This window comes from Nocardioides segetis (assembly GCF_051390595.1).
Classification (GTDB): Bacteria; Actinomycetota; Actinomycetes; order Propionibacteriales; family Nocardioidaceae; genus Nocardioides.
The window spans coordinates 100,240-119,074 of record NZ_JBNINR010000004.1 but is presented as its reverse complement, the minus strand read 5'-3'; the positions used below and the strand labels follow the sequence as shown (position 1 = coordinate 119,074).

22 protein-coding genes are annotated in these 18,835 nt (G+C 73.2%); 14 read left to right on the top strand and 8 right to left on the bottom strand.

What is annotated here, in order from left to right:
* Positions 1 to 3 precede the first annotated feature (3 nt).
* A complete protein-coding gene (gene cofC, locus ACPZVR_RS09015; protein WP_436699240.1) occupies positions 4 to 642 on the bottom strand; it encodes a 2-phospho-L-lactate guanylyltransferase in 639 nt (212 codons plus the stop codon).
* A 69-nt stretch (positions 643 to 711) separates the two neighbouring features.
* On the opposite strand from cofC, the gene ACPZVR_RS09010 reads away from it, so the two are divergent.
* Together ACPZVR_RS09010 and ACPZVR_RS09005 are read left to right on the top strand one after the other, a co-directional pair.
* The gene (locus tag ACPZVR_RS09010) at positions 712 to 1,464 is read left to right on the top strand and encodes a lysophospholipid acyltransferase family protein (RefSeq protein WP_436699239.1); all 753 of its coding nucleotides are present in this window, start codon (positions 712 to 714) and stop codon (positions 1,462 to 1,464) included.
* The gene (locus tag ACPZVR_RS09005) at positions 1,464 to 2,468 is read left to right on the top strand and encodes an NAD(P)H-dependent glycerol-3-phosphate dehydrogenase (RefSeq protein WP_436699238.1); all 1,005 of its coding nucleotides are present in this window, start codon (positions 1,464 to 1,466) and stop codon (positions 2,466 to 2,468) included. The genes ACPZVR_RS09010 and ACPZVR_RS09005 overlap by 1 nt, the downstream gene beginning before the upstream one ends.
* Positions 2,469 to 2,525: 57 nt before the next feature.
* On the opposite strand, the gene ACPZVR_RS09000 is transcribed toward ACPZVR_RS09005, so the two are convergent.
* Together ACPZVR_RS09000 and ACPZVR_RS08995 are read right to left on the bottom strand one after the other, a co-directional pair.
* Entirely contained in the window at positions 2,526 to 2,882 is a 357-nt protein-coding gene (locus ACPZVR_RS09000) for a GatB/YqeY domain-containing protein (protein WP_436699237.1), read from the bottom strand.
* Positions 2,879 to 3,985: a trans-sulfuration enzyme family protein gene (locus ACPZVR_RS08995; RefSeq protein ID WP_436699236.1), complete on the bottom strand. Its 1,107-nt coding sequence runs from the start codon at positions 3,983 to 3,985 to the stop codon at positions 2,879 to 2,881. The genes ACPZVR_RS09000 and ACPZVR_RS08995 overlap by 4 nt, the downstream gene beginning before the upstream one ends.
* 24 nt (positions 3,986 to 4,009) lie before the next feature.
* Between ACPZVR_RS08995 and ACPZVR_RS08990 the strand changes: the two genes are divergently transcribed.
* Positions 4,010 to 5,134 carry a D-alanine--D-alanine ligase family protein gene (locus ACPZVR_RS08990; RefSeq protein ID WP_436699235.1) on the top strand — a complete coding sequence of 375 codons (1,125 nt, stop codon included), beginning with the start codon at positions 4,010 to 4,012 and terminating at the stop codon, positions 5,132 to 5,134.
* 16 nt (positions 5,135 to 5,150) lie between these two features.
* Here the strand turns inward: ACPZVR_RS08990 and ACPZVR_RS08985 are convergent, their stop codons facing one another.
* Entirely contained in the window at positions 5,151 to 5,645 is a 495-nt protein-coding gene (locus ACPZVR_RS08985) for a DUF3515 family protein (RefSeq protein WP_436699234.1), read from the bottom strand.
* A gap of 2 nt (positions 5,646 to 5,647) precedes the next feature.
* A complete protein-coding gene (locus ACPZVR_RS08980) occupies positions 5,648 to 5,884 on the bottom strand; it encodes an Lrp/AsnC family transcriptional regulator (protein ID WP_436699233.1) in 237 nt (78 codons plus the stop codon).
* A gap of 117 nt (positions 5,885 to 6,001) precedes the next feature.
* On the opposite strand from ACPZVR_RS08980, the gene ACPZVR_RS08975 reads away from it, so the two are divergent.
* Positions 6,002 to 6,973: a thiamine-phosphate kinase gene (locus ACPZVR_RS08975; protein ID WP_436699232.1), complete on the top strand. Its 972-nt coding sequence runs from the start codon at positions 6,002 to 6,004 to the stop codon at positions 6,971 to 6,973.
* A 289-nt stretch (positions 6,974 to 7,262) separates the two neighbouring features.
* Here the strand turns inward: ACPZVR_RS08975 and rpmB are convergent, their stop codons facing one another.
* Positions 7,263 to 7,448, bottom strand: a complete 186-nt coding sequence (rpmB, locus tag ACPZVR_RS08970; RefSeq protein ID WP_038680308.1) for a 50S ribosomal protein L28 — start codon at positions 7,446 to 7,448, stop codon at positions 7,263 to 7,265.
* 147 nt (positions 7,449 to 7,595) lie between these two features.
* Between rpmB and ACPZVR_RS08965 the strand changes: the two genes are divergently transcribed.
* From ACPZVR_RS08965 to mutM, 8 genes are all read left to right on the top strand, one after another.
* On the top strand, positions 7,596 to 9,293 hold the full coding sequence (locus ACPZVR_RS08965) for a DAK2 domain-containing protein (protein ID WP_436699231.1): 1,698 nt from the start codon (positions 7,596 to 7,598) through the stop codon (positions 9,291 to 9,293).
* 7 nt (positions 9,294 to 9,300) lie between these two features.
* Positions 9,301 to 11,568, top strand: coding sequence for an ATP-dependent DNA helicase RecG (locus ACPZVR_RS08960; protein WP_436699230.1), 2,268 nt, complete (start codon positions 9,301 to 9,303; stop codon positions 11,566 to 11,568).
* 7 nt (positions 11,569 to 11,575) lie between these two features.
* Complete coding sequence (gene rsmD / locus ACPZVR_RS08955; RefSeq protein ID WP_436699229.1) at positions 11,576 to 12,169, top strand: 16S rRNA (guanine(966)-N(2))-methyltransferase RsmD; 594 nt, start codon at positions 11,576 to 11,578, stop codon at positions 12,167 to 12,169.
* Complete coding sequence (gene coaD, locus ACPZVR_RS08950; RefSeq protein WP_436699228.1) at positions 12,166 to 12,651, top strand: pantetheine-phosphate adenylyltransferase; 486 nt, start codon at positions 12,166 to 12,168, stop codon at positions 12,649 to 12,651. The genes rsmD and coaD overlap by 4 nt, the downstream gene beginning before the upstream one ends.
* A 69-nt stretch (positions 12,652 to 12,720) precedes the next feature.
* On the top strand, positions 12,721 to 13,275 hold the full coding sequence (locus tag ACPZVR_RS08945; protein WP_436699542.1) for a YceD family protein: 555 nt from the start codon (positions 12,721 to 12,723) through the stop codon (positions 13,273 to 13,275).
* 41 nt (positions 13,276 to 13,316) lie between these two features.
* Positions 13,317 to 13,502 carry a 50S ribosomal protein L32 gene (gene rpmF / locus ACPZVR_RS08940; RefSeq protein ID WP_141006753.1) on the top strand — a complete coding sequence of 62 codons (186 nt, stop codon included), beginning with the start codon at positions 13,317 to 13,319 and terminating at the stop codon, positions 13,500 to 13,502.
* Positions 13,444 to 14,253: a ribonuclease III gene (gene rnc, locus ACPZVR_RS08935; RefSeq protein ID WP_436699227.1), complete on the top strand. Its 810-nt coding sequence runs from the start codon at positions 13,444 to 13,446 to the stop codon at positions 14,251 to 14,253. The genes rpmF and rnc overlap by 59 nt, the downstream gene beginning before the upstream one ends.
* Positions 14,254 to 14,264: 11 nt before the next feature.
* Positions 14,265 to 15,152 (top strand): bifunctional DNA-formamidopyrimidine glycosylase/DNA-(apurinic or apyrimidinic site) lyase, encoded by an 888-nt coding sequence (gene mutM, locus ACPZVR_RS08930; RefSeq protein WP_436699226.1) that lies wholly within the window; start codon positions 14,265 to 14,267, stop codon positions 15,150 to 15,152.
* On the opposite strand, the gene ACPZVR_RS08925 is transcribed toward mutM, so the two are convergent.
* The gene (locus ACPZVR_RS08925) at positions 15,070 to 16,350 is read right to left on the bottom strand and encodes a hypothetical protein (protein WP_436699225.1); all 1,281 of its coding nucleotides are present in this window, start codon (positions 16,348 to 16,350) and stop codon (positions 15,070 to 15,072) included. The genes mutM and ACPZVR_RS08925 overlap by 83 nt on opposite strands.
* Complete coding sequence (locus ACPZVR_RS08920) at positions 16,347 to 16,997, bottom strand: RNA polymerase sigma factor (protein WP_436699224.1); 651 nt, start codon at positions 16,995 to 16,997, stop codon at positions 16,347 to 16,349. Before ACPZVR_RS08920 ends, ACPZVR_RS08925 begins: the two co-directional genes overlap by 4 nt.
* A 166-nt stretch (positions 16,998 to 17,163) precedes the next feature.
* Here ACPZVR_RS08920 and ACPZVR_RS08915 point away from each other — a divergent pair, with 166 nt between their 5' ends.
* Positions 17,164 to 18,231, top strand: a complete 1,068-nt coding sequence (locus ACPZVR_RS08915; RefSeq protein WP_436699223.1) for a calcium-binding protein — start codon at positions 17,164 to 17,166, stop codon at positions 18,229 to 18,231.
* A 225-nt stretch (positions 18,232 to 18,456) separates the two neighbouring features.
* A complete protein-coding gene (locus ACPZVR_RS08910; RefSeq protein ID WP_141006760.1) occupies positions 18,457 to 18,651 on the top strand; it encodes a hypothetical protein in 195 nt (64 codons plus the stop codon).
* Positions 18,652 to 18,835: the final 184 nt, after the last annotated feature.

The window sequence follows — 18,835 nt, the reverse complement described above, 5'->3', positions numbered from 1 at the left end:
TCGTCATTGCGGGACGCGCCCGATGCGCCGAAGCGCCGCGGCCGTGGAGGAGCCCACGCCGAGTGCGACGGCGGCGGCCAGGCCGTCGGCATCGTCGACGTCGCGGCGGAGGCTGGTGAGCTCCCCGGGCAGGGGAAGCGCACCGGCGGTCGCGTGGGCGTCGGCCGAGCCCGGTCCGAACCGCGGGTCGAAGTCGTCGTACTCCGCGCAGTAGAGCGTCGTTCCCGTTCCGTCGGCGTCACGCACGAAGCACGGGCCCGGGCCGGCGGCCGCGAGCGCGGCGCTCAGGTCGGCGGGGGTGAGAGCCGGGAGATCGCCGCAGAGGGCCGCGGGCCGCAGGTCCGGTCGTCGAGCTCGCAGGACGACAGCGGCGTGCCGGAGCGCCGCGTTCAGGCCGCCGGCCGGGTCCGCGCACGTCGCCGCCCCGCGGGCCGCGAGCTCGGCCGCGAACGGCGCGTCATCGCTGACGACCAGGACGCCGGCCACGTCCTCGGCCAGCAGGCATGCGTCCACCACATCCGTGGCGAACGCCGCGGCGAGCAGCGCACGCTGGTCGTCGCGCAGCGCCGAGAGCCGTGACTTGCCGGTGCCCGGCGACTTCACCGGGAGGAGGACGGCGAACGAGCCCGGACGCGTGAACACCCCCGAATCCTCGCAGGCCCGCGCGGACCTCGTCGTCGTGCCCCGAGACGACCGGTAGCCTGCATTCTCGTGACCGTTCGGAAGCTGCAGGAGAAGCGGGGCTGGGCCTTCAACATCGCCGTCCCCATCCTCAAGCCGGCGCTCCTGGCGGCGACCCGACGCGAGTGGATCGGCGGCGAGAACATCCCTCGCAGCGGTGGCTTCATCATCGCTCTCAACCACATCTCCCACGTCGACCCCCTGACCGCGGCGCACCTGGTCTATGACCACGGCTACAAGCCCCGCTATCTCGCCAAGTCCGGACTCTTCGACAACCCCGCGCTCGGCTTCTTCCTGCGCGGTGCCGGCCAGATCCCCGTCAAGCGTGAGACGAAGGACGCCGTCGGCGCGTACGCCGCCGCGGTCGACGCCGTCCGCTCCGGCCAGTGCGTCGTGATCTATCCCGAGGCCACCATCACCCGCGATCCCGAGATGTGGCCGATGAAGGGCAAGTCGGGGGCGGCGCGCATCGCGTTGGAGACGGGATGCCCGGTGATCCCCGTCGGCCAGTGGGGCGCCCACGAGATCCTGGCGCCGTACACGAAGCGCCCGCACGTCGTACCCCGTCGCAAGGTCGTGATGCGGGTCGGGCCACCCGTCGAGCTCGACGACCTGCGCGCCAAGGAACGCACGATCGCCGTCGTCAACGAGGCGACCGCTCGGATCATGGCAGCGATCACGCACGAGCTCGAGCTGGTCCGCGGCATGACCGCGCCCGCCGAGCGCTACGACATGGCGGTGCACGGCGACCGGTTCAAGAAGAACAAGAAGGCGGCGAGCTGATGGGCAACAAGGTCGCGGTGCTCGGCGCCGGCTCGTGGGGTACGGCGTTCTCGATCGTGCTCGCCGACGCCGGCAACGACGTGGCCGTCTGGGCACGTCGCGAGGAGGTGGCCGCGGCCATCAACGAACGGCACGAGAACGTCGACTACCTGCCGGGCATCGAGCTGCCGAGGACGATCACGTCGACCCACGACCCCGAGCAGGCGCTCGCGGGCGCCGACGTCGTCGTCCTGGCGGTTCCGTCGCAGTCCCTGCGCGACAACCTGCCGACCTTCCTGCCCTACATCGCGAAGGACGCCGTGCTGGTCTCGCTGATGAAGGGCGTCGAGCTCGGCACCCTCAAGCGGATGACGGAGGTGATCGCTGAGGTCGGCGACATCGAGGCCGGACGGATCGCCGTGGTGAGCGGTCCCAACCTGGCCCGCGAGATCGCCCGTCGTGAGCCGGCGGCCTCGGTCGTCGCGTGTGCCGACGAGTCGGTCGCGACCATGCTCCAGCAGCGGGTCCACTCACCGGCCTTCCGTCCCTACACCAGTGTCGACGTCCTCGGCTGCGAGTACGGCGGCGCCTACAAGAATGTCGTCGCCCTCTGCGTCGGGATGGCCGTGGGCCAGGGCTTCGGCGACAACACGACCGCGTCGCTGATCACCCGCGGACTCGCGGAGACCGCTCGCCTCGCCATGCATCTCGGCGCCAATCCGCTCACCCTGATGGGCCTCGCCGGCCTCGGCGACCTCGTCGCCACCTGCTCCTCGCCGCTCTCGCGCAATCGTACGTTCGGGGAGAGGCTCGGCCAGGGCATGACCGTCGAGGAGATCTACGCCTCGACCCGCCAGGTGGCCGAGGGCGCGAAGTCCTGCTCCTCCTTGCGGGCGCTCGCCGCGCGCACCGGGGTCGAGGCGCCGATCGTCGACGCCGTCGACGAGGTCGTGCAGGGGCGGCTCACCACGGCGCAGCTGATGGACGCGTTCATCTCGCGCGACACCAAGGCCGAGCTGTCCTAGCGCTGCCGCAGGGATCGCGGGTCGATCCGTCCGCCTGAGGGCTGCCGGGATGCTCTGCTAGAGGTACGCCGCCAACATCTCCGCCGCGGCCCGCAGCTCCGCCGCCCGCTCCGGCGCGGTGCCGTCCACCTGTGCGGCCGCGGCGAGCCGCTCGTCGCGCTCGCCGGCGACCAGCGCGCGCACGTCGTCGTCCCCGAGCTCGCGCCGCGCGGCCTCGGCCGAGCCCAGCCCCGCGGCGGCGCCGGCGATCGGACCGCTCGTCGTGGACGTCGTCGTCGGGGACTCGGTCACCGGCACCGCCTCGGCGTTCGCGATCACGGCCGTCACGGTGCGCAGCACCTTGACCCGGCGCAGGTCGCGCGCCTTCAGCGCGGCGGCGAGATCCGCTCGCAGCCGGTCGGCCAGGGCGCTCATGCGTTGATCCGGTCGAGCGCCTGCGCGAGATCGGCCCACAGATCCTCGACGTCCTCGATGCCGACCGACAGTCGGACCAGGCCCTCGGGGATCGTGGCCGGCTCGACCTTCCAGCGGCGGCGCCGCTCGAAGGTCGACTCCACGCCGCCGAGGGAGGTCGCGTGCACCCACAGCGAGGTCGCGCGCACCAGGAAGTCACCGGCATCGGCGCCGCCGGCGAGGACCGGCGCCACGATCGCACCGAACCCGGGATAGCGGACCTCCTCGACGGCCGGGTGGTCGGCGAGGCGGCGGGCGAGCTCGGCCGCGTTGGCGGCGGCCCGCTCGAGACGCACGTGGAGGGTGCGCAGGCCGCGCAGCGCCAGCCATGTCTCGAACGGCCCCGGCACCGCGCCCGCGAGGTCACGCCGGCCCTTGAGGGCGGCGTACACCTCGTCGTCGTCGACGACGATCGCGCCCATCAGTACGTCGCTGTGGCCGGCGATGTACTTGGTCGCGGAGTGGATGACGATGTCGGCGCCGAGGGACAAGGGCTGCTGCAGCAGGGGAGTGGCGAAGGTGTTGTCGACCACGACCCGGATGCCGAGCTCGCGAGCCGCCGCGCACAGGGCGGGGATGTCCGCGATCTCCAGAGCCGGGTTCGTCGGGGACTCGAGCCAGAGGAGTGCGCAGTCCTCGTCCTGCTGCAGCGCCTCGATGACGGCCGCGGTGTCGCTCGTGTCGACCAGGGTGGCCCGCAGCCGACCCCGCGACTCGGCGTCGGCGAGGGCGCCCACCGACCCGTTGTAGGCGTGGCGGGGAGCGATCACGCTGCTCCCGGTACCGACCAGGTCGAGGATCGTCGTCACGGCCGCCATGCCGGAGGAGAAGGCCAGCGCGCGTCCGCCCTCGAGTGCGCCGAGCGTCTCCTCGAAGGCCGACCAGGTCGGATTACCGAACCGGGCGTACTCCAGATCGCCCGTGGCGCCGTACGTCGAGGTCATCGTGATCGGGACGTTCAGCGGCTGGTCCGGGCCGTGTGGTGGCCGGCCGGCGGTCACCGCCACCGTGGCGGGACGCAGCGCCGGGGTGTTCGTGGACGGGTCGTGCGCGGGAGCGGCCATGTCCCAAAGGTAGGGTCATCGCCGATGAGCTCTCCCACCGGCCGCCGTGTCCGTGTCGCTGTCGTCTTCGGCGGCCGCTCCAGTGAGCACGCCATCTCGTGCGTGACCGCGGGGAGCGTGCTGCAGGCCATCGACCGCGAGAAGTACGACGTCATCCCCATCGGCATCGCCACCGACGGCCGCTGGGTGCTCGAGGCCGACGACCCCGAGCGACACCGGATCACCGGCGCCGGGCAGCTCCCGTCCGTCGACGGCGACCGGGCCACGGTCGCCCTGGCCCGGACCACGGCCGGCACCGACCTCGTCGTCAGTGAGCCGGCCGAGACTCCGCGGGCGCTCGGAGAGGTCGACGTCGTCTTCCCGCTGCTGCACGGCCCCTGGGGCGAGGACGGCACCATCCAGGGCCTGTTCGAGATGTCCGACGTCCGCTACGTCGGCTCCGGTGTGCTCGCCTCGGCGGTCAGCATGGACAAGGCGTTCATGAAGATCGTGCTCCAGGACGCCGGCCTGCCGGTGATGCCGAGCGAGACGGTCACCGCCCGCCAGTGGTCCGCCGACCCGCAGGCCGTGCGCGAGCGTGTCGCCGCCCTCGGCTACCCCCTCTTCGTGAAGCCCGCCCGCGGCGGCTCCAGCATCGGGATCGCCAAGGCGCACACGGCCGACGAGATCGACGCGGCCATCGAGGGCGCGCTCGCGCACGACCCGAAGGTACTCGTGGAGGTGTCCGCCGAGGGCGCCCGTGAGGTCGAGTGCGGCGTCCTCGAGGCACTCGACGGCGGCGTCGACACCAGCCTGCCCGCGGAGATCCGGATCACCGGCGAGCACGAGTTCTACGACTTCGAGGCCAAGTACCTCCCCGAGGAGCACACCGAGCTCGACGTGCCCGCGGTGCTCCCCGACGGCGTCCAGGAGCGGATGCGGGCGATGGCCGCCCAGGCCTTCACCGCCGTCGGGTGCGAGGGGCTGGCGCGCGTCGACTTCTTCCTGATGCCCGACGGCTCCCTGGTCGTCAACGAGCTCAACACCATGCCGGGCTTCACGCCGCTGTCGATGTTCCCGCAGATGTGGGCCGCGACGGGCGTGCCCTACGGCGAGCTCGTCGATCGGCTGCTCACGCTGGCTCTGCGACGCGACACCGGCCTGCGCTGAGCCGCCGGCGTCGGCCTCAGTCGCAGTCGTCGACGAGCGTGAGGTGCTGCTTCACCAACGGTGCCAGCACGGACATGGCTGCCGGGCCGGCATTGGGCCGGTACCGCGCCGGGATCGTCACCTCGACGCGTGGGCTGTAGCCGGCCGCGGTGAGCGTGAGATCGAGGTCCTGGTCGTCGTACTGCTCGTCGGGGATGTAGTAGCCGACGCCGTCCGCCGACTCGCAGGACGCGGTCAGATCGAAGCCCTCCGGCTTCGCGACACCGCAGCGTACGACGATGGCAGGGTCGCCGTACGCCGCCGCGGGAGCGTCGTCGGGCTCGATCTCCACCCGCTCCTCGTCGGCGAGGGTGTCGGGGAGATCGGCGGCGAAGGCGGCGCAGGCGGCGCGGTCCGCCGTGGACAGCCGCGGCACCTCGACCTCGACGGGGCCGCCGCAGGCCGCCAGGACCGCGGGCAGCACGAGCAGAGCGGTGAGCGCGATCGGCCGCCCGGGGGAGGAGCGAGGCACCGTCAGATGTGGACGACGGGGCAGGTGAGGGTGCGGGTGATGCCCTCGAGGTTCTGCACCTTGGAGACCACGAGCTTGCCCAGCTCGTCGACGTTGCGGGCCTCGGCGCGCACGATCACGTCGTAGGGTCCGGTGACGTCCTCGGCGAGGGTGACGCCGGTGATCGACCCGACCTCGCGGGCGACCTCGGCCGCCTTGCCGACATCGGTCTGGATGAGGATGTAGGCCTGCACCACCATGGGGTCACGCTCCCGTCGGACGGTTTGGTCGGGGCATCAACCTACCTCGCGGCCCCGCGGCAGCAGAACCCGCGAGCCGCGGGACCCGACGCCGCCCGCGTCTGGTGGGATGGGCCCATGGCTGACGCGATCGACCGGGACACGACGCTGGCGGATCTCGGCGAGTTCGGGCTGATCGGCCGGATCGGAGAGATCGTCGCCGCGACGGCGCCCGGGGAGGACGTCCTGCTCGGGCCGGGCGACGACGCCGCCGTGCTCCGGGTCCGCAAGGGGCACGTCGTCGTGTCGACCGACGTGATGGTCGAGGGCCGGCACTTCCGCCGGGACTGGGTCGATGCCGTCGACGTCGGTCACCGGGCCGCGGCGCAGAACCTCTCCGACGTCAACGCCATGGGCGGACGGGCGCAGTGGTTGACGGTGGGGCTCGCGGCCCCCGCCGATCTCCCGGCGCAGTGGGCCCTCGACTTCACCCGCGGGTTCGCCGAGGAGTGTGCGTCCGTCGGCGCCGGACTGGTGGGCGGCGACGTCACTCGGGCCGACGAGATCGTCGTGTCCGTGACCGTGCTCGGCGCGTGCACCGTGTCCCCGGTCCTGCGCTCCGGCGCGGCGCCCGGCGACGTCCTGGCCCTCTGCGGACGGCAGGGCTGGTCGGCCGGCGGCCTCGCGGTGCTGGGCCGGGGCTTCCGCTCGCCCCGGGTGCTCGTCGACGCCTACCGTCGCCCCGCCCCGCCGTACGACGCCGGTCCGGTCGCGGCCGAGGCGGGGGCCACCGCGATGATCGATGTGTCCGACGGCCTGCTCGCCGAGGCGCGGCACCTCGCGGAAGGGTCCGGGGTGAGCATCGACGTGGAGTCCGGGGCCTTCGAGATCCCCGAGCCGCTCCTGGCGGTCGGCCAGGCGACCGGTGCGGACCCGCTGCACTTCGTCCTCGGCGGCGGCGAGGACCATCCGCTGCTGGCCACCTTCCCGCCCGGCGTCGCGCTGCCCGACGGATGGACCCGGATCGGGACGGTGTCGGCTCGCGGGGACCTCCCCGTCACGGTCGACGGCGGCGCCTACGACGGCCCCACCGGATGGACTCATTTCTGAGTTTGTTGGGGCCGAGCGTGTCGGAGATCGACCTCGCCGCCCGGTCCTCGCTGCGCTCGGACCGCGGGCGTCGGTCGATGCGGCTGCGCCGCCGTCCGCCACGCTGCCGGCCCGCGGTCGAGTGGCGTAGGGCCTGGCCCCGCCTGGCGGCAACACGGGGCGACGGGGGCCGAGCGTGTCGGAGATCGACCTCGCCGCCCGGTCCTCGCTGCGCTCGGACCGCCGGGTCGCGCAAAAACACACCGACCCGGCGCGTTCGGACGCGACGGGTCGGTGGGAGGAGCTCAGGTCAGCGGGTGACCTTGCCGGCCTTGATGCAGCCGGTGCACACGTTGAGACGCTTGGGGGTGCCGTTGACCACGGCGCGCACCCGCTGGATGTTGGGGTCGAAGCGGCGCTTGGTGATCTTGCGCGACCACGGCCGGTTGTTGCCGAAGGTCGGCTTCTTGTCGCAGATGTCGCACACGGCGGCCATGGTCGTCACTCCTGGAGGATTGCTCGTAACTAAGTCGTGCGTGCCGGGCGCGCAGAGGGCGCTTCGGGCAACCGGATGAGAATAGCCGACGCGGCCACGCTGACCGAAATCGGCGGCGCGCGCCGCACGTGCCTTAGGGTGACGTCGATGGACGAGCGGACGGCGCCCGGGGAGAGGCGCAGCGGTATCGCGCTGGCGTCGGTCGTCCGGTTCGTCGACATCGCCGTGGACGCCCTCGCGGGCGCGCGCGAGGAGGTCGACGCGCTCAACGTCTACCCGGTGCCCGACGGCGACACCGGCACGAACATGTACCTCACCGTGGTCGCGGCGCGCGACGCGATCCGGGCGGCCCTCGGCGAGCACGCCGACAGCCCCGACCGGGTGACCGAGGTCGACGCGCCGCTGGCGGCGATGGCGCGGGGCGCGCTGCTCGGAGCCCGCGGCAACTCGGGGGTCATCCTCAGCGAGATGCTCGGCGCGGCCGCGCGCCGCATCGGCGCCGCGCGCGCCGACGAGCGCAACGCCGTGGTCATGGCCGAGGCGCTCCAGCAGGCGTCGGCCGCGAGCTACACCGCCGTGGGGGAGCCGGTCGAGGGCACCATGCTGACGGTGATGCGTGCCGCTGCCGACGCCGGTACGACGGCGGCCGGTGCCGAGGACGCGCGCAGCAGCGACGTCCTCGCCGCGGCGGCCGCGGCGGCCCGGGAGGCTCTGCGCCACACCCCCGAGCAACTGCCCGTCCTCGCCCAGGCGGGAGTCGTCGATGCCGGCGGCCGTGGCCTGTCGGTCATCCTCGACGCCGCCGAGACGGTCCTGACCGGTCGCCGGCCGATCCCGGTGACGGCGCCGCTGGGCAGTCACGTGATCCCGGTGCCGCACGTCGAGGCGGGCGGCGACGACCTGAGCGCGGACGGTCCGGCCTACGAGGTGATGTACCTCCTCGACACCGACGACGCGGCCGCGCCCGGCCTCCGCGAGCAGCTCGGCACCCTCGGCGACTCGGTCGTGGTGGTGGGCCGCGACGGCCTGTGGAACGTCCACGTCCACACCGACGACGTCGGCGCCGCGATCGAGGCGGGCCTCTCCGTCGGTCGCCCGCACCGGATCCGGGTCACCCACTTCGCCGAGCAGATCGCGCAGAAGGCGGCCGAGGCGCCCGCCCCGCCCACGCTCGCGGGTCGCCGGGTCGTGGCCGTCGCGGCCGGACCGGGCCTGGCCGACCTGTTCGCCGAGGCCGGCGCGGAGGTCGTCCGTGGCGGACCGGGCCGTCGCCCGTCGACCGGCGAGCTGCTCGAGGCGATCACGGCGTGCGGAGCGCGGGAGGTCGTGGTGCTGCCCAACGACGAGCCGACGATCCGGGCGGCCCTGGCCGCGGCGAGCACCGCCGAGGCCGACCACGGCGCCGCCGGACTGCGGGTCGCGGTGATCCCGACCCACACGCAGGTGCAGGGCCTCGCGGCCGTCGCGGTCCACGAGCCGGGGCGCGCGTTCGACCAGGACGTGACCGAGATGACCGCGACCGCCCGCCACGTGCGGCACGGGGCGGTCACGATCGCCGCCCGGCAGGCGATGACGATGGCCGGCCCCTGCGAACCCGGTGACGCGCTGGGCGTGATCGCGGGCGACTTCGCCGTGGTGGGTGAGGATCTCGGCGCGGTTGCGCTGGTCGTCCTCGACCGCCTGCTCGCCGCGGGCGGCGAGCTGGTGACGATCGTGAGCGGCACCGACAGCGCGGGGCTGGCCGAGCGCGCGACCGCCTGGGTGGAGGAGTTCCACCCCCATGTCGACGTCGTGGTGTACGACGGTGGGCAGGAGCGGTACCCGCTCCTCATGTCCGTCGAATGAGGTTCAGGTGGCCATCGACTTCACATCGCCCGTGACCGCGGTCCTGGGGCCGACCACGCCCGCCAAGCGCAAGCGGTTCGCCGAGGGACTCGGCATCGAGACCGTCGGCGACCTGATGCGGCACTTCCCGCGGCGCTACCTCGAGACCGGCTCGCTCACCCGCGTCGACAACCTGCGCATCGGTCAGCTCCTGTGCGTGGTCGGCGAGATCGACCAGTGCGAGATCAAGACCTACCAGGACCGCCGCACCGGCCGCCCGGCGTACCGGGTCGAGGCGGTGCTGCGCACCGGCGGACCCCGGCTGAAGATGACGTTCTTCGCCAAGAACCAGGGCACCGCCGGCTGGCACGCGCGCCGCGTCGCGCAGGGCAACCGGGGTGTCTTCCTGGGCAAGGCCGACCGGTTCCGCGACCAGTGGCAGCTGGTCAACCCGGCGATGACGATCTTCGGCATGGGCGACGAGGCCGAGGGGGAGGGCAGCGCCGTCCAGGACGTCCTCGACTTCGGCCCGCTCTACCCGATCTACCCCCTCACCAAGGGCGTCGAGACCTGGGACGTCGCCCGCGCCGTGACGTTCGCCCGCGAGGTCGTCGAGCCGGTGGCCGAGCTGCTGCCCGACGCCCTGCGCGAGGAGTACGACGTCCTCGGCATCCAGCAGGCCTACGACTGGGTCCACCGGCCCGAGGACCGTGATCAGGTCGCGCTCGCGCACCACCGGTTCCGGTTCGAGGAGGCGCTGATCACGCAGCTGGTGCTGGGCCGGCGCCGGCGCGCGCGTCGGGCCGAGGGCGCGACCGTCCGCACGGGGGGAGTGAGCGCGGTCCTCGAGGCCTTCGACGAGCGCCTGCCGTTCCGGCTGACCGCCGGGCAGGTCGAGATCGGCCGCCAGATCGAGGCGGACCTCGCGCAGCCCCACCCGATGAACCGCCTGCTGCAGGGCGAGGTCGGCTCCGGCAAGACGCTGGTGGCGTTGCGGGCGATGCTGCGAGTGGTCGACTCCGGAGGCCAGGCGGCGCTGCTGGCGCCGACCGAGGTGCTCGCCCAGCAGCACTACCGCTCGATCGTCACGATGCTCGGCGACCTCGCCGAGGGCGGCACGATCTTCGGCTCGGGCGACGGCACCCGCGTCGAGCTGCTCACCGGCTCGATGAGCAAGACCCAGCGCACCGGACCGCTGTCTCGGATCGCCAGCGGCGAGGCCGGCATCGTGATCGGCACGCACGCGCTGCTCCAGGAGAAGGTCATGTTCGCCGACCTGGGCCTCGTCGTCGTCGACGAGCAGCACCGCTTCGGCGTCGAGCAGCGGGCCGCGCTCACCGACAAGGCGTCCGCGCCGCCGCACCTGCTCGTCATGACCGCGACCCCGATCCCACGGACCGTCGCGATGACCGTCTTCGGCGACCTCGAGACGTCGACGCTCAGCGAGCTGCCGGCCGGCCGAGCGCCGATCCAGACCAACGTCGTCCCGCTGGCCGAGCAGCCGGGCTGGATCGCGCGGGTCTGGGAGCGGGTGCGCGAGGAGGTCGGCAAGGGCCACCAGGTGTACGTCGTGTGCCCCCGCATCTCCGGCGACGAGGCGGAGGCCGGCCAGGTCGATGCCGTCGACCTGCCCGACCCCGAGGACGACACCGAGGGTGGCACCGAGCAGCCCACGCCCCGGCCGCCCGCGGCGGCCGTCGAGGAGGTCGTCGAGCGGCTCGCCGCCGGCGCGCTCGACGGACTGCGCATCGGCCGCCTGCACGGCCGCCTGCCCGCCGACGAGAAGGACGCCACCATGCGGGCGTTCGCGGCCGGCGAGCTCGACGTCCTCGTGTCGACGACGGTGATCGAGGTCGGCGTCGACGTCCACAACGCCACCACGATGGTGATCCTGGACGCCGATCGCTTCGGCATCTCCCAGCTCCACCAGCTCCGTGGCCGGGTGGGTCGGGGCGGACTTCCCGGCCTGGCGCTGCTCGTGACCCACACCGAGGCGGGCTCGCCGTCGCGCGAGCGTCTGGAGGCGGTCGCCTCGACCACCGACGGGTTCGTGCTGAGCCGCATCGACCTGGAGATGCGGCGTGAGGGCGACGTCCTCGGGGCCTCGCAGGCGGGCGGGCGGTCCAGCCTCGAGAACCTGCGCGTGCTCCGTGACGAGGACACCATCGTCGCCGCCCGCCAGGCGGCCGAGGGGCTGCTCGACGTCGACGCCGAGCTCGGCCAGGCCCCCGGGCTCGCCGACGCGGTGCGAACCCTCGAGCGCTCGCAGCTCGCCGACTTCGTGGACAAGTCGTAGGCGCCCGATGACCCGCATCATCGCCGGCCGCGCCGGCGGCCGCCGCCTCCAGACCCCGAAGGGCGCGTCGACCCGGCCCACCAGCGACCGGGTCCGCGAGGCACTGTTCTCAGCCGTCGAGTCCTGGGCCGGCTCGCTGCACGGGCTGCGCTTCCTCGACCTGTACGCCGGCTCCGGCGCGATCGGGCTCGAGGCCTGGTCGCGCGGCGCCGAGGCGGTCACGCTCGTCGAGTCCGACCGGCGCACGGCCGACCTGATCCGGGGCAATGCCCGCTCCATCGGCTGCGAGGCCGCCGACGTGCTCGCGCGCTCGGTGACCGCCGTCCTGGCCGAGCCGGCCCGCGCGCCGTACGACCTGGTCTTCATGGACCCGCCCTACCCGCTCGACGACATCACCCTCGCGGGGGATCTGGCGCTGCTCGCCGCCCAGGGCTGGCTCGCCGAGGGAGCCCTGGTCGTCGTGGAGCGCTCGCGCCGCAGCCCGGAGCCGAGCTGGCCGGCCGGCCTGGAGCCGCTGGCGGGGAAGCGCCGGCTCAGGAAGTACGGCGAGACGCACCTGTGGCTGGCCGAGGCGAGCCCCACCGATAGCCTCGCCTCATGACCCGCGCGGTGTGCCCCGGCTCCTTCGACCCGGTCACGAACGGCCATCTCGACATCTTCCGGCGGGCCTCGGTGCTCTTCGACGAGCTGATCGTGGCGACCGGTACCAACATCTCCAAGTCGCGTCTCTTCGATCCCGAGGAGCGCCTGGAGATGCTGCGCGAGGCCTGCGCCGAGCTGCCGAACGTGAGCGTCATGGGCTTCACCGGGCTCATCGTCGACTTCTGCAAGGAGATCGACGCGCACGCGATCGTCAAGGGCCTGCGCGGCGGCAACGACTACGAGTACGAGCTGCCGATGGCGCAGATGAACGCCCACCTCAGCGGCGTGGAGACGGTCTTCATCCCGACCACGGCCAGCCTGGGCTACGTCTCGTCCAGCCTGGTCAAGGAGGTCGCGTCCCTCGGCGGCGACGTCGCCGAGCTGGTGCCGCCGGCCGTGCACGAGCGACTGACCCGGAAGCTCGGCGGTCCGAGAGCCTGATTTGGCCGGCTCCACGCCGCCCCACTACGATTGCTCTGATCTGTTGTGCCCGGACCTGGAAGCGAACCCCTGAACACTCTGGACCCGAGAGCGCCGCTCGTGCTCGACACCCGCGAGCTCGGACGCCGCCCGGGGTCCCAGCGTCAGGTGTCGCGGACAGTGCCGGCTCCAGCAGATCTGGGCATCGAAGTCCTCTCCGTCCCCGAGGGCGCGCCGGTCGAGCTCGACCTGCGCCTGGAGGCGGTCATGGAAGGCGTGCTCGTCACCGGGACGGCCTCGGCCGCCCTGGAGGGTGAGTGCGTGCGGTGCCTGGAGCCGATCCACGACGACGTCGAGGTGACGTTCCAGGAGCTGTTCGTCTACGACGACATCCGTGACGCCGAGGGAGCCGAGGAGGACGACGAGGTCAGCATGCTCCAGGACGACCTGGTCGACCTGGAGCTGCTGCTGCGGGACGCGGTGGTGCTCGCACTGCCGTTCCAGCCGCTGTGCCAGGACGACTGTCCCGGACTGTGCCCCGAGTGCGGGGTGCGGCTCGCGGACCAGCCGGACCACGGCCACGAGGCTGCGATCGACCCGCGGTGGGCGGCGCTGGCCGAGCTCGATCAAGACCCCACGGACTGAAGAGGCGCTCACCCGAGCGCACCCGAAGCAAGGAGAAGACAGTGGCTGTTCCGAAGCGGAAGATGTCGCGCAGCAACACGCGGCACCGTCGCTCGCAGTGGAAGGCTGTCGCCCCGGTGCTGGTCACCTGCGCCAACCCGGCGTGCGGTGCCAAGCACCTCCCGCACCGTGCCTGCGGCACCTGCGGCCAGTACGGCGCGCGCGCCGACCGTCGCCAGGTCCTCTGACCCCTCCCGGTCGAAGGCCAGCGGCATCACCAACTACGTCGAGCTGCGTCGAGCGCTCGGGGATCCCAGGCTGGACCCCGAGCTGCTCGAACGCGCGTTGACGCACCGTTCCTACGCCTACGAGAACGGCGGTCTGCCGACCAACGAGCGGCTGGAGTTCCTCGGTGACTCCGTCCTCGGCGTGGTGGTGACCGAGACCCTCTACCTGGCCCACCCGGATCTTTCCGAGGGCCGGCTGGCCAAGCTGCGCGCCGCCGTCGTCAACGCCCGGGCCCTCGCCGGCGTCGCCCGCGACATCGGCCTCGGCGCCCACATCAAGCTGGGCCGCGGCGAGGAGGCGACCGGCGGTCGCGACAAGGCCTCGATCCTGTCCGACACGGTCGAGGCCGTGATCGGCGCGATCCACCTCAGTGGCGGCATCGAGGTCTCCTCGACCGTCGTGCACCGGCTCTTCGACCCGCTCATCGAGGCCGCCTCGGCCCTCGGCGCGGGCCTGGACTGGAAGACCTCTCTCCAGGAGCTGTCCGCCGACCAGTCCCTCGGCGTCCCGGAGTACGTCATCGAGGACGACGGTCCCGATCACATGAAGACCTTCACCGCCCAGGTCCGCGTCGGTGACAAGCTCTACGGCAACGGCACCGGCCGCTCCAAGAAGGAGGCCGAGCAGGGCGCCGCCGAGACGGCGTACGGCGAGATCGCCGCCGCCCTGGGCCTCGACGCCGACGGCCGTACGGCCGGCTCCGGCAGCTGACATCCGGACCGATGCCCGAGCTCCCCGAGGTCGAGGTCGTCCGCGCCGGCCTCGAGCGCCACGTCGTCGGCGCCACCATCGCCGCGGTCGACGTCCTGCACGACCGCCCGGTCCGGCGGCACCCGACCGGCGCGGCCGGCTTCGCCGCCGCGCTGACCGGCCGGCGGATCGTGGGCGCCCGCCGCCGCGGCAAGTACCTCTGGCTCCCGCTCGACGACCCGACCGGCGGGGACGCGATCCTCGGCCACCTGGGGATGAGCGGCCAGCTCCTCGTCCAGCCGTCCTCGGCGCCGGCGGAGCGCCATCTGCGGGTCCGCTTCGCGCTCGCCGGCACCGACCACGGCCGCGAGCTGCGGTTCGTCGACCAGCGCATGTTCGGCGGCCTGTCGATCTCGCCCGGCGGTGCCGTCCTCCCGCCGGAGATCGCGCACATCGCCCGCGACCCCCTCGATCCGGAGTTCGACGACGCCGCCTTCGTCGCGCGGCTGCGCAGGCGCACCTCCGGCGTCAAGCGGCTGCTGCTCGACCAGGGCCTGATCTCGGGCGTCGGCAACATCTACGCCGACGAGGCGCTGTGGCGCGCGCGGATCCACGGCGAACGTCCCGGCGACCGGCTGACCCGCGCCCAGGCGACCGAGCTGCTCGCCCATGCCCGCGCGGTCATGAACGAGGCGCTGGCGCAGGGCGGCACGTCCTTCGACGCGCTCTACGTCAACGTCAACGGGGAGTCGGGCTACTTCGACCGCTCCCTGCACGCCTACGGTCGCGAGGCCGAGCCCTGCGACCGGTGCGGTACGCCGATCCGGCGGGTCGCGTTCATGAACCGGTCGTCGTACTTCTGCCCGCGCTGCCAGTCGGCTCCGCGCTCGGCGAGGGCGACGAGGACGGCGTCGGCGTAGGCGTCTGCGGGGGCTTCGGCTCCCGCGGCACCCGGACCGTGATCCAGCGCTTGACCGCGGTGTGGGTCGAGGTGCGCAGCACCCGGACCTGGATCCGGACCCGGCCGGTGTAGGCCGACAGGTCGACGCTCGCGTTGCCCTGGTCGTCGAGCTGGCGGATGCCGATGCGGACCAGGCGTCCGTCGGTGGCCCGCCGGCTGACGGTGAACGCGTCCCCGGGCCCGGCGCCGAGGGCGTGCACCGAGACGAGCGGCCCGGTGGCGCTGAGGCTGAGCACGGGCTGCACGCCGATGCGGCGCTTGCGCGACTGCAGCACGCGGTCCGCCTCCTCGTCCCCGTCGGTGTCGACGTCGACCCGGATCCGGAAGGACGCATTCTCGACGAGGGTGCCCGTCGCGAAGATCGCGGTGCCGTCGGAGCCGGTGACGCCGGAGGCGACCTGCGTCCAGCGGCCGGTGCCGAGTCGTTGGAGCAGCCGCACCTGCTCGCCGACCACCGGCTCGTCGTCGTCGAGGACCAGGGCGGTGACGCTGGCCTGCCCGCCGGTCACGACCCGGCGGACCGAGGTGGTCACCGACACGGTGGTCGGGATCGTCGCCGGCGGGGTGGGTGTCGTGGTCGACGGACCGCTCGACGCGTCGGTGGGCGACGCCGTCTCCGTCGGCCCGCCGGAGGAGGTCGCACTGGCGGACGGATCCGTCACGGTCGCCTCCGAGCCGTCGCCGGACGGGGTCTCGACCGACGACGCGGTGGCGGGGGAGTCCCGGTCGCCGGCGCGCGACGACCGGGCGGACTCCGGTCCGTCCCGGTCATCGGACCGCTCGCTCGCCGCCGGCGTCGGTTCGTCGGTCGGTGGCGCGGTACGCGCGGTGGGGAGCGGCGCCGGCGCGCGCTCCGGGGGGACACCGACGCCTCCGAACGCGTCGTGGGCGAGGGCCTGCACGGAGTGCGGGAGGCTCTGGGTGTAGGCGGCGGCCGCGACGCCCCCGGTCAGGGTGACGGCGGCCAGCAGGGCGGCGCCGCCGACGCCGATGCGGCCGACCACCCGGCCACCCCGCGCCGGGCCGCGCCGTGCACGGCGATAGGCGGCCACGAAGCGGTCCTCGTCGGCCAGCTCCTCGGGCGTGCCGGGTGCGCGCAGCGCGCGGACCAGCGCGGAGTCCTCGAACTCGTCGAGGCCGTCCGGCTCCCAGGTCATCTCGTGCTCACCCCCTCGCCCCTCCGGGCCCGATGTGTCCGTGCCAGCTTCTTCAGCGCCCGGTGGACGTTGACCGCCACCGTGCCGGGCTTCTTGTCGACGATCGCCGCGACCTCGGCCACGGAGAGTCCCGCCACCACCCGCAGCATCACCATCTCCGCCTGGTGGGGTGGCAACGTGGCCACCAGGCGGACGGCCGCGTCGGTGTCGACCCGCTCCAGGGCGGCCGCCTCGGCGCTCGGTGCCGTGCCGATGTCGATGATCTCCGCGGTCGGCGTACTCGGCCGCGCCGCACGGGCCCGTCCGGCGTCGATGGCGCGGTGCCGCCCCAGCGTGAACACCCAGGCGCGGAACTCCGCCGGGCCCCCGGCGAAGCGCGACAGGTCGCGCACGACGTGCAGCCACGTCTCGGCGGCGATGTCCTCGGCCGTGTCGCGGTCGCGCACGCGCAGGTAGCGCAGCAGGGGCGGGTGGAGCAGGCGCCAGACCTCGCCGAACGCCTCCTCGTCACCGTCCAGCGCCCGCGTCAGCGGCTCGCCGAGCGGGTCGACGGTGCGCTGGGGCTCCCGCGGACTCAGGACGCCTCCTCGCTCGGTGGTCAGGGTGCGGACGGTGGGGAGACAGGGGACGTCGCCCAGTTCGCCCACCGCCATCGATCCTGACACACCACGGTGAGCGGACCGGGTGGTCGAACCATTACACCCGCGCCCGCGTGTCCCGGTCGTCTTCCCCGGCACGCGAGGGTGTAATCCCCTGCCGTCGCGATCCGCTGTGCTGGATGTCATGTTCGACGACAGTCAAGGAGTACGAACCATGCACGCGAATCTCCGGCGTACGGCGGGTGCCCTCGCCCTCGTGACGGGCGGTGCCCTGTGGGCCACGGCCGTCGTTCCCGGGACGGCGTACGCCGCCGACCCGCCCCTGTGCAACGGCAAGCCCGCGACGGTCATCGGCACGCCCGGCGACGACGTCCTCAACGGCACCGCCGGCGACGACGTCGTCTTCCTGGACGCCGGCAACGACACCTTCAACGGCCTCGGCGGCAACGACACCGTCTGCGGTGGCGACGGCGACGACACCATCACCACCGGTGCGGGCAACGACTGGGTCGACGCCGGTGCCGGCAACGACACGGTGAGCGTCCTCGGCGGCAACGACACGGTCCTCGGCGGTGGGGGCAACGACACCATCACCGGCGGCGACGGCAACGACACCATCGACGGCGGCGCGGGCGACGACCGGGTCGACGCAGGTGCCGGCGACGACAAGGTGAGCGTGCTCGCCGGCAACGACGTCGTGTTCGGCGGCGACGGTGACGACACCATCACGGTGAAGGTGCCGGTCGCCGACGTCCACGCGGGTGCCGGGGACGACATCGTCTACGCCACCTACCTCACCAGCACGCTGCGCATGAACGCCGGTGACGACACCGTCGTCTTCGACCGCACCTCGGGTGAGATCAAGGGCGGCAAGGGCCAGGACGCGTTCATCGTGGCCGCGCCGCAGCCGGCGACGGGCGAGCCCGCCGAGCCGGGCCTCAACACGGTCGCCACCTCGCTGCTCAAGGGCGGCTCCGGAGTCGACTCGTTCAGCCTCGCCCCGCTGACGACCTCCGTCCGCATCGACGTCTCGGCGGGCGTGGCCAGCTGGGAGGGCGGCAACGCCGTCCGGCTGAAGGGCCTGCAGTCCTACAGCGGCGGCGCCGGCAACGACACGCTGCTGGGCAGCGACAAGTCCGAGACGATCAAGGGCCGGGCCGGTGACGACGTCATCCGCGGCCGCGGCGGCAACGACGTGCTCAAGGGCGGCAAGGGCGTGGACGTCGTCTACGGCGGCGCCGGCCGTGACAGCTGCACCGGCGAGGTCCGCCACAGCTGCTGACGCGTCCCCACGAACGTGCCGGGAGGGCCCGGGGCTGTCGGGCCTTCCCCGTTGCGGCGGCCACGGCCCTCCCGGCACTCGGACGGGCCCGCCCGTCGTCCGTCACGTCCACGGCGGACGGGTGGGCGGCGGGCGTTCCCAGGTTTGACCAGGATGCCGCGAAGTGGGACTCTTGGAGACGGCCCCCAAGGGCCGACACCCTGTCGAACCGGAAGGCTCAACTTCATGGCCAAGGCGCTGATCGGTCACCTGAACAGCGACCTCCGCGACCCCCGTCTCGCCGTCGAGAACGCTCGGCTGCGCAACCGGGTCGCTGAGCTGGAGTCCCTCGTCCTCCGCCTCTCCGAGGAGAACGACAAGCTGATGTCGGCCCGAGCGGCCGAGATCCTGACCGGCGACGCGGAGATGCAGCCGGCCTGAGCTTATTTGGCCGAGCGTGTCGCCTATCGAGGGCGGCGCGCAGACCCTCCGGGCCCACGCTTGCCCCCGATGCACTCCGCGCGGGCGCCACGCTGCCGGCCTGAGTCTATTTGGCCGAGCGTGTCGCCTATCGAGGGCGGCGCGCAGACCCTCCGGGCCCACGCTTGCCCCCGATGCACTCCGC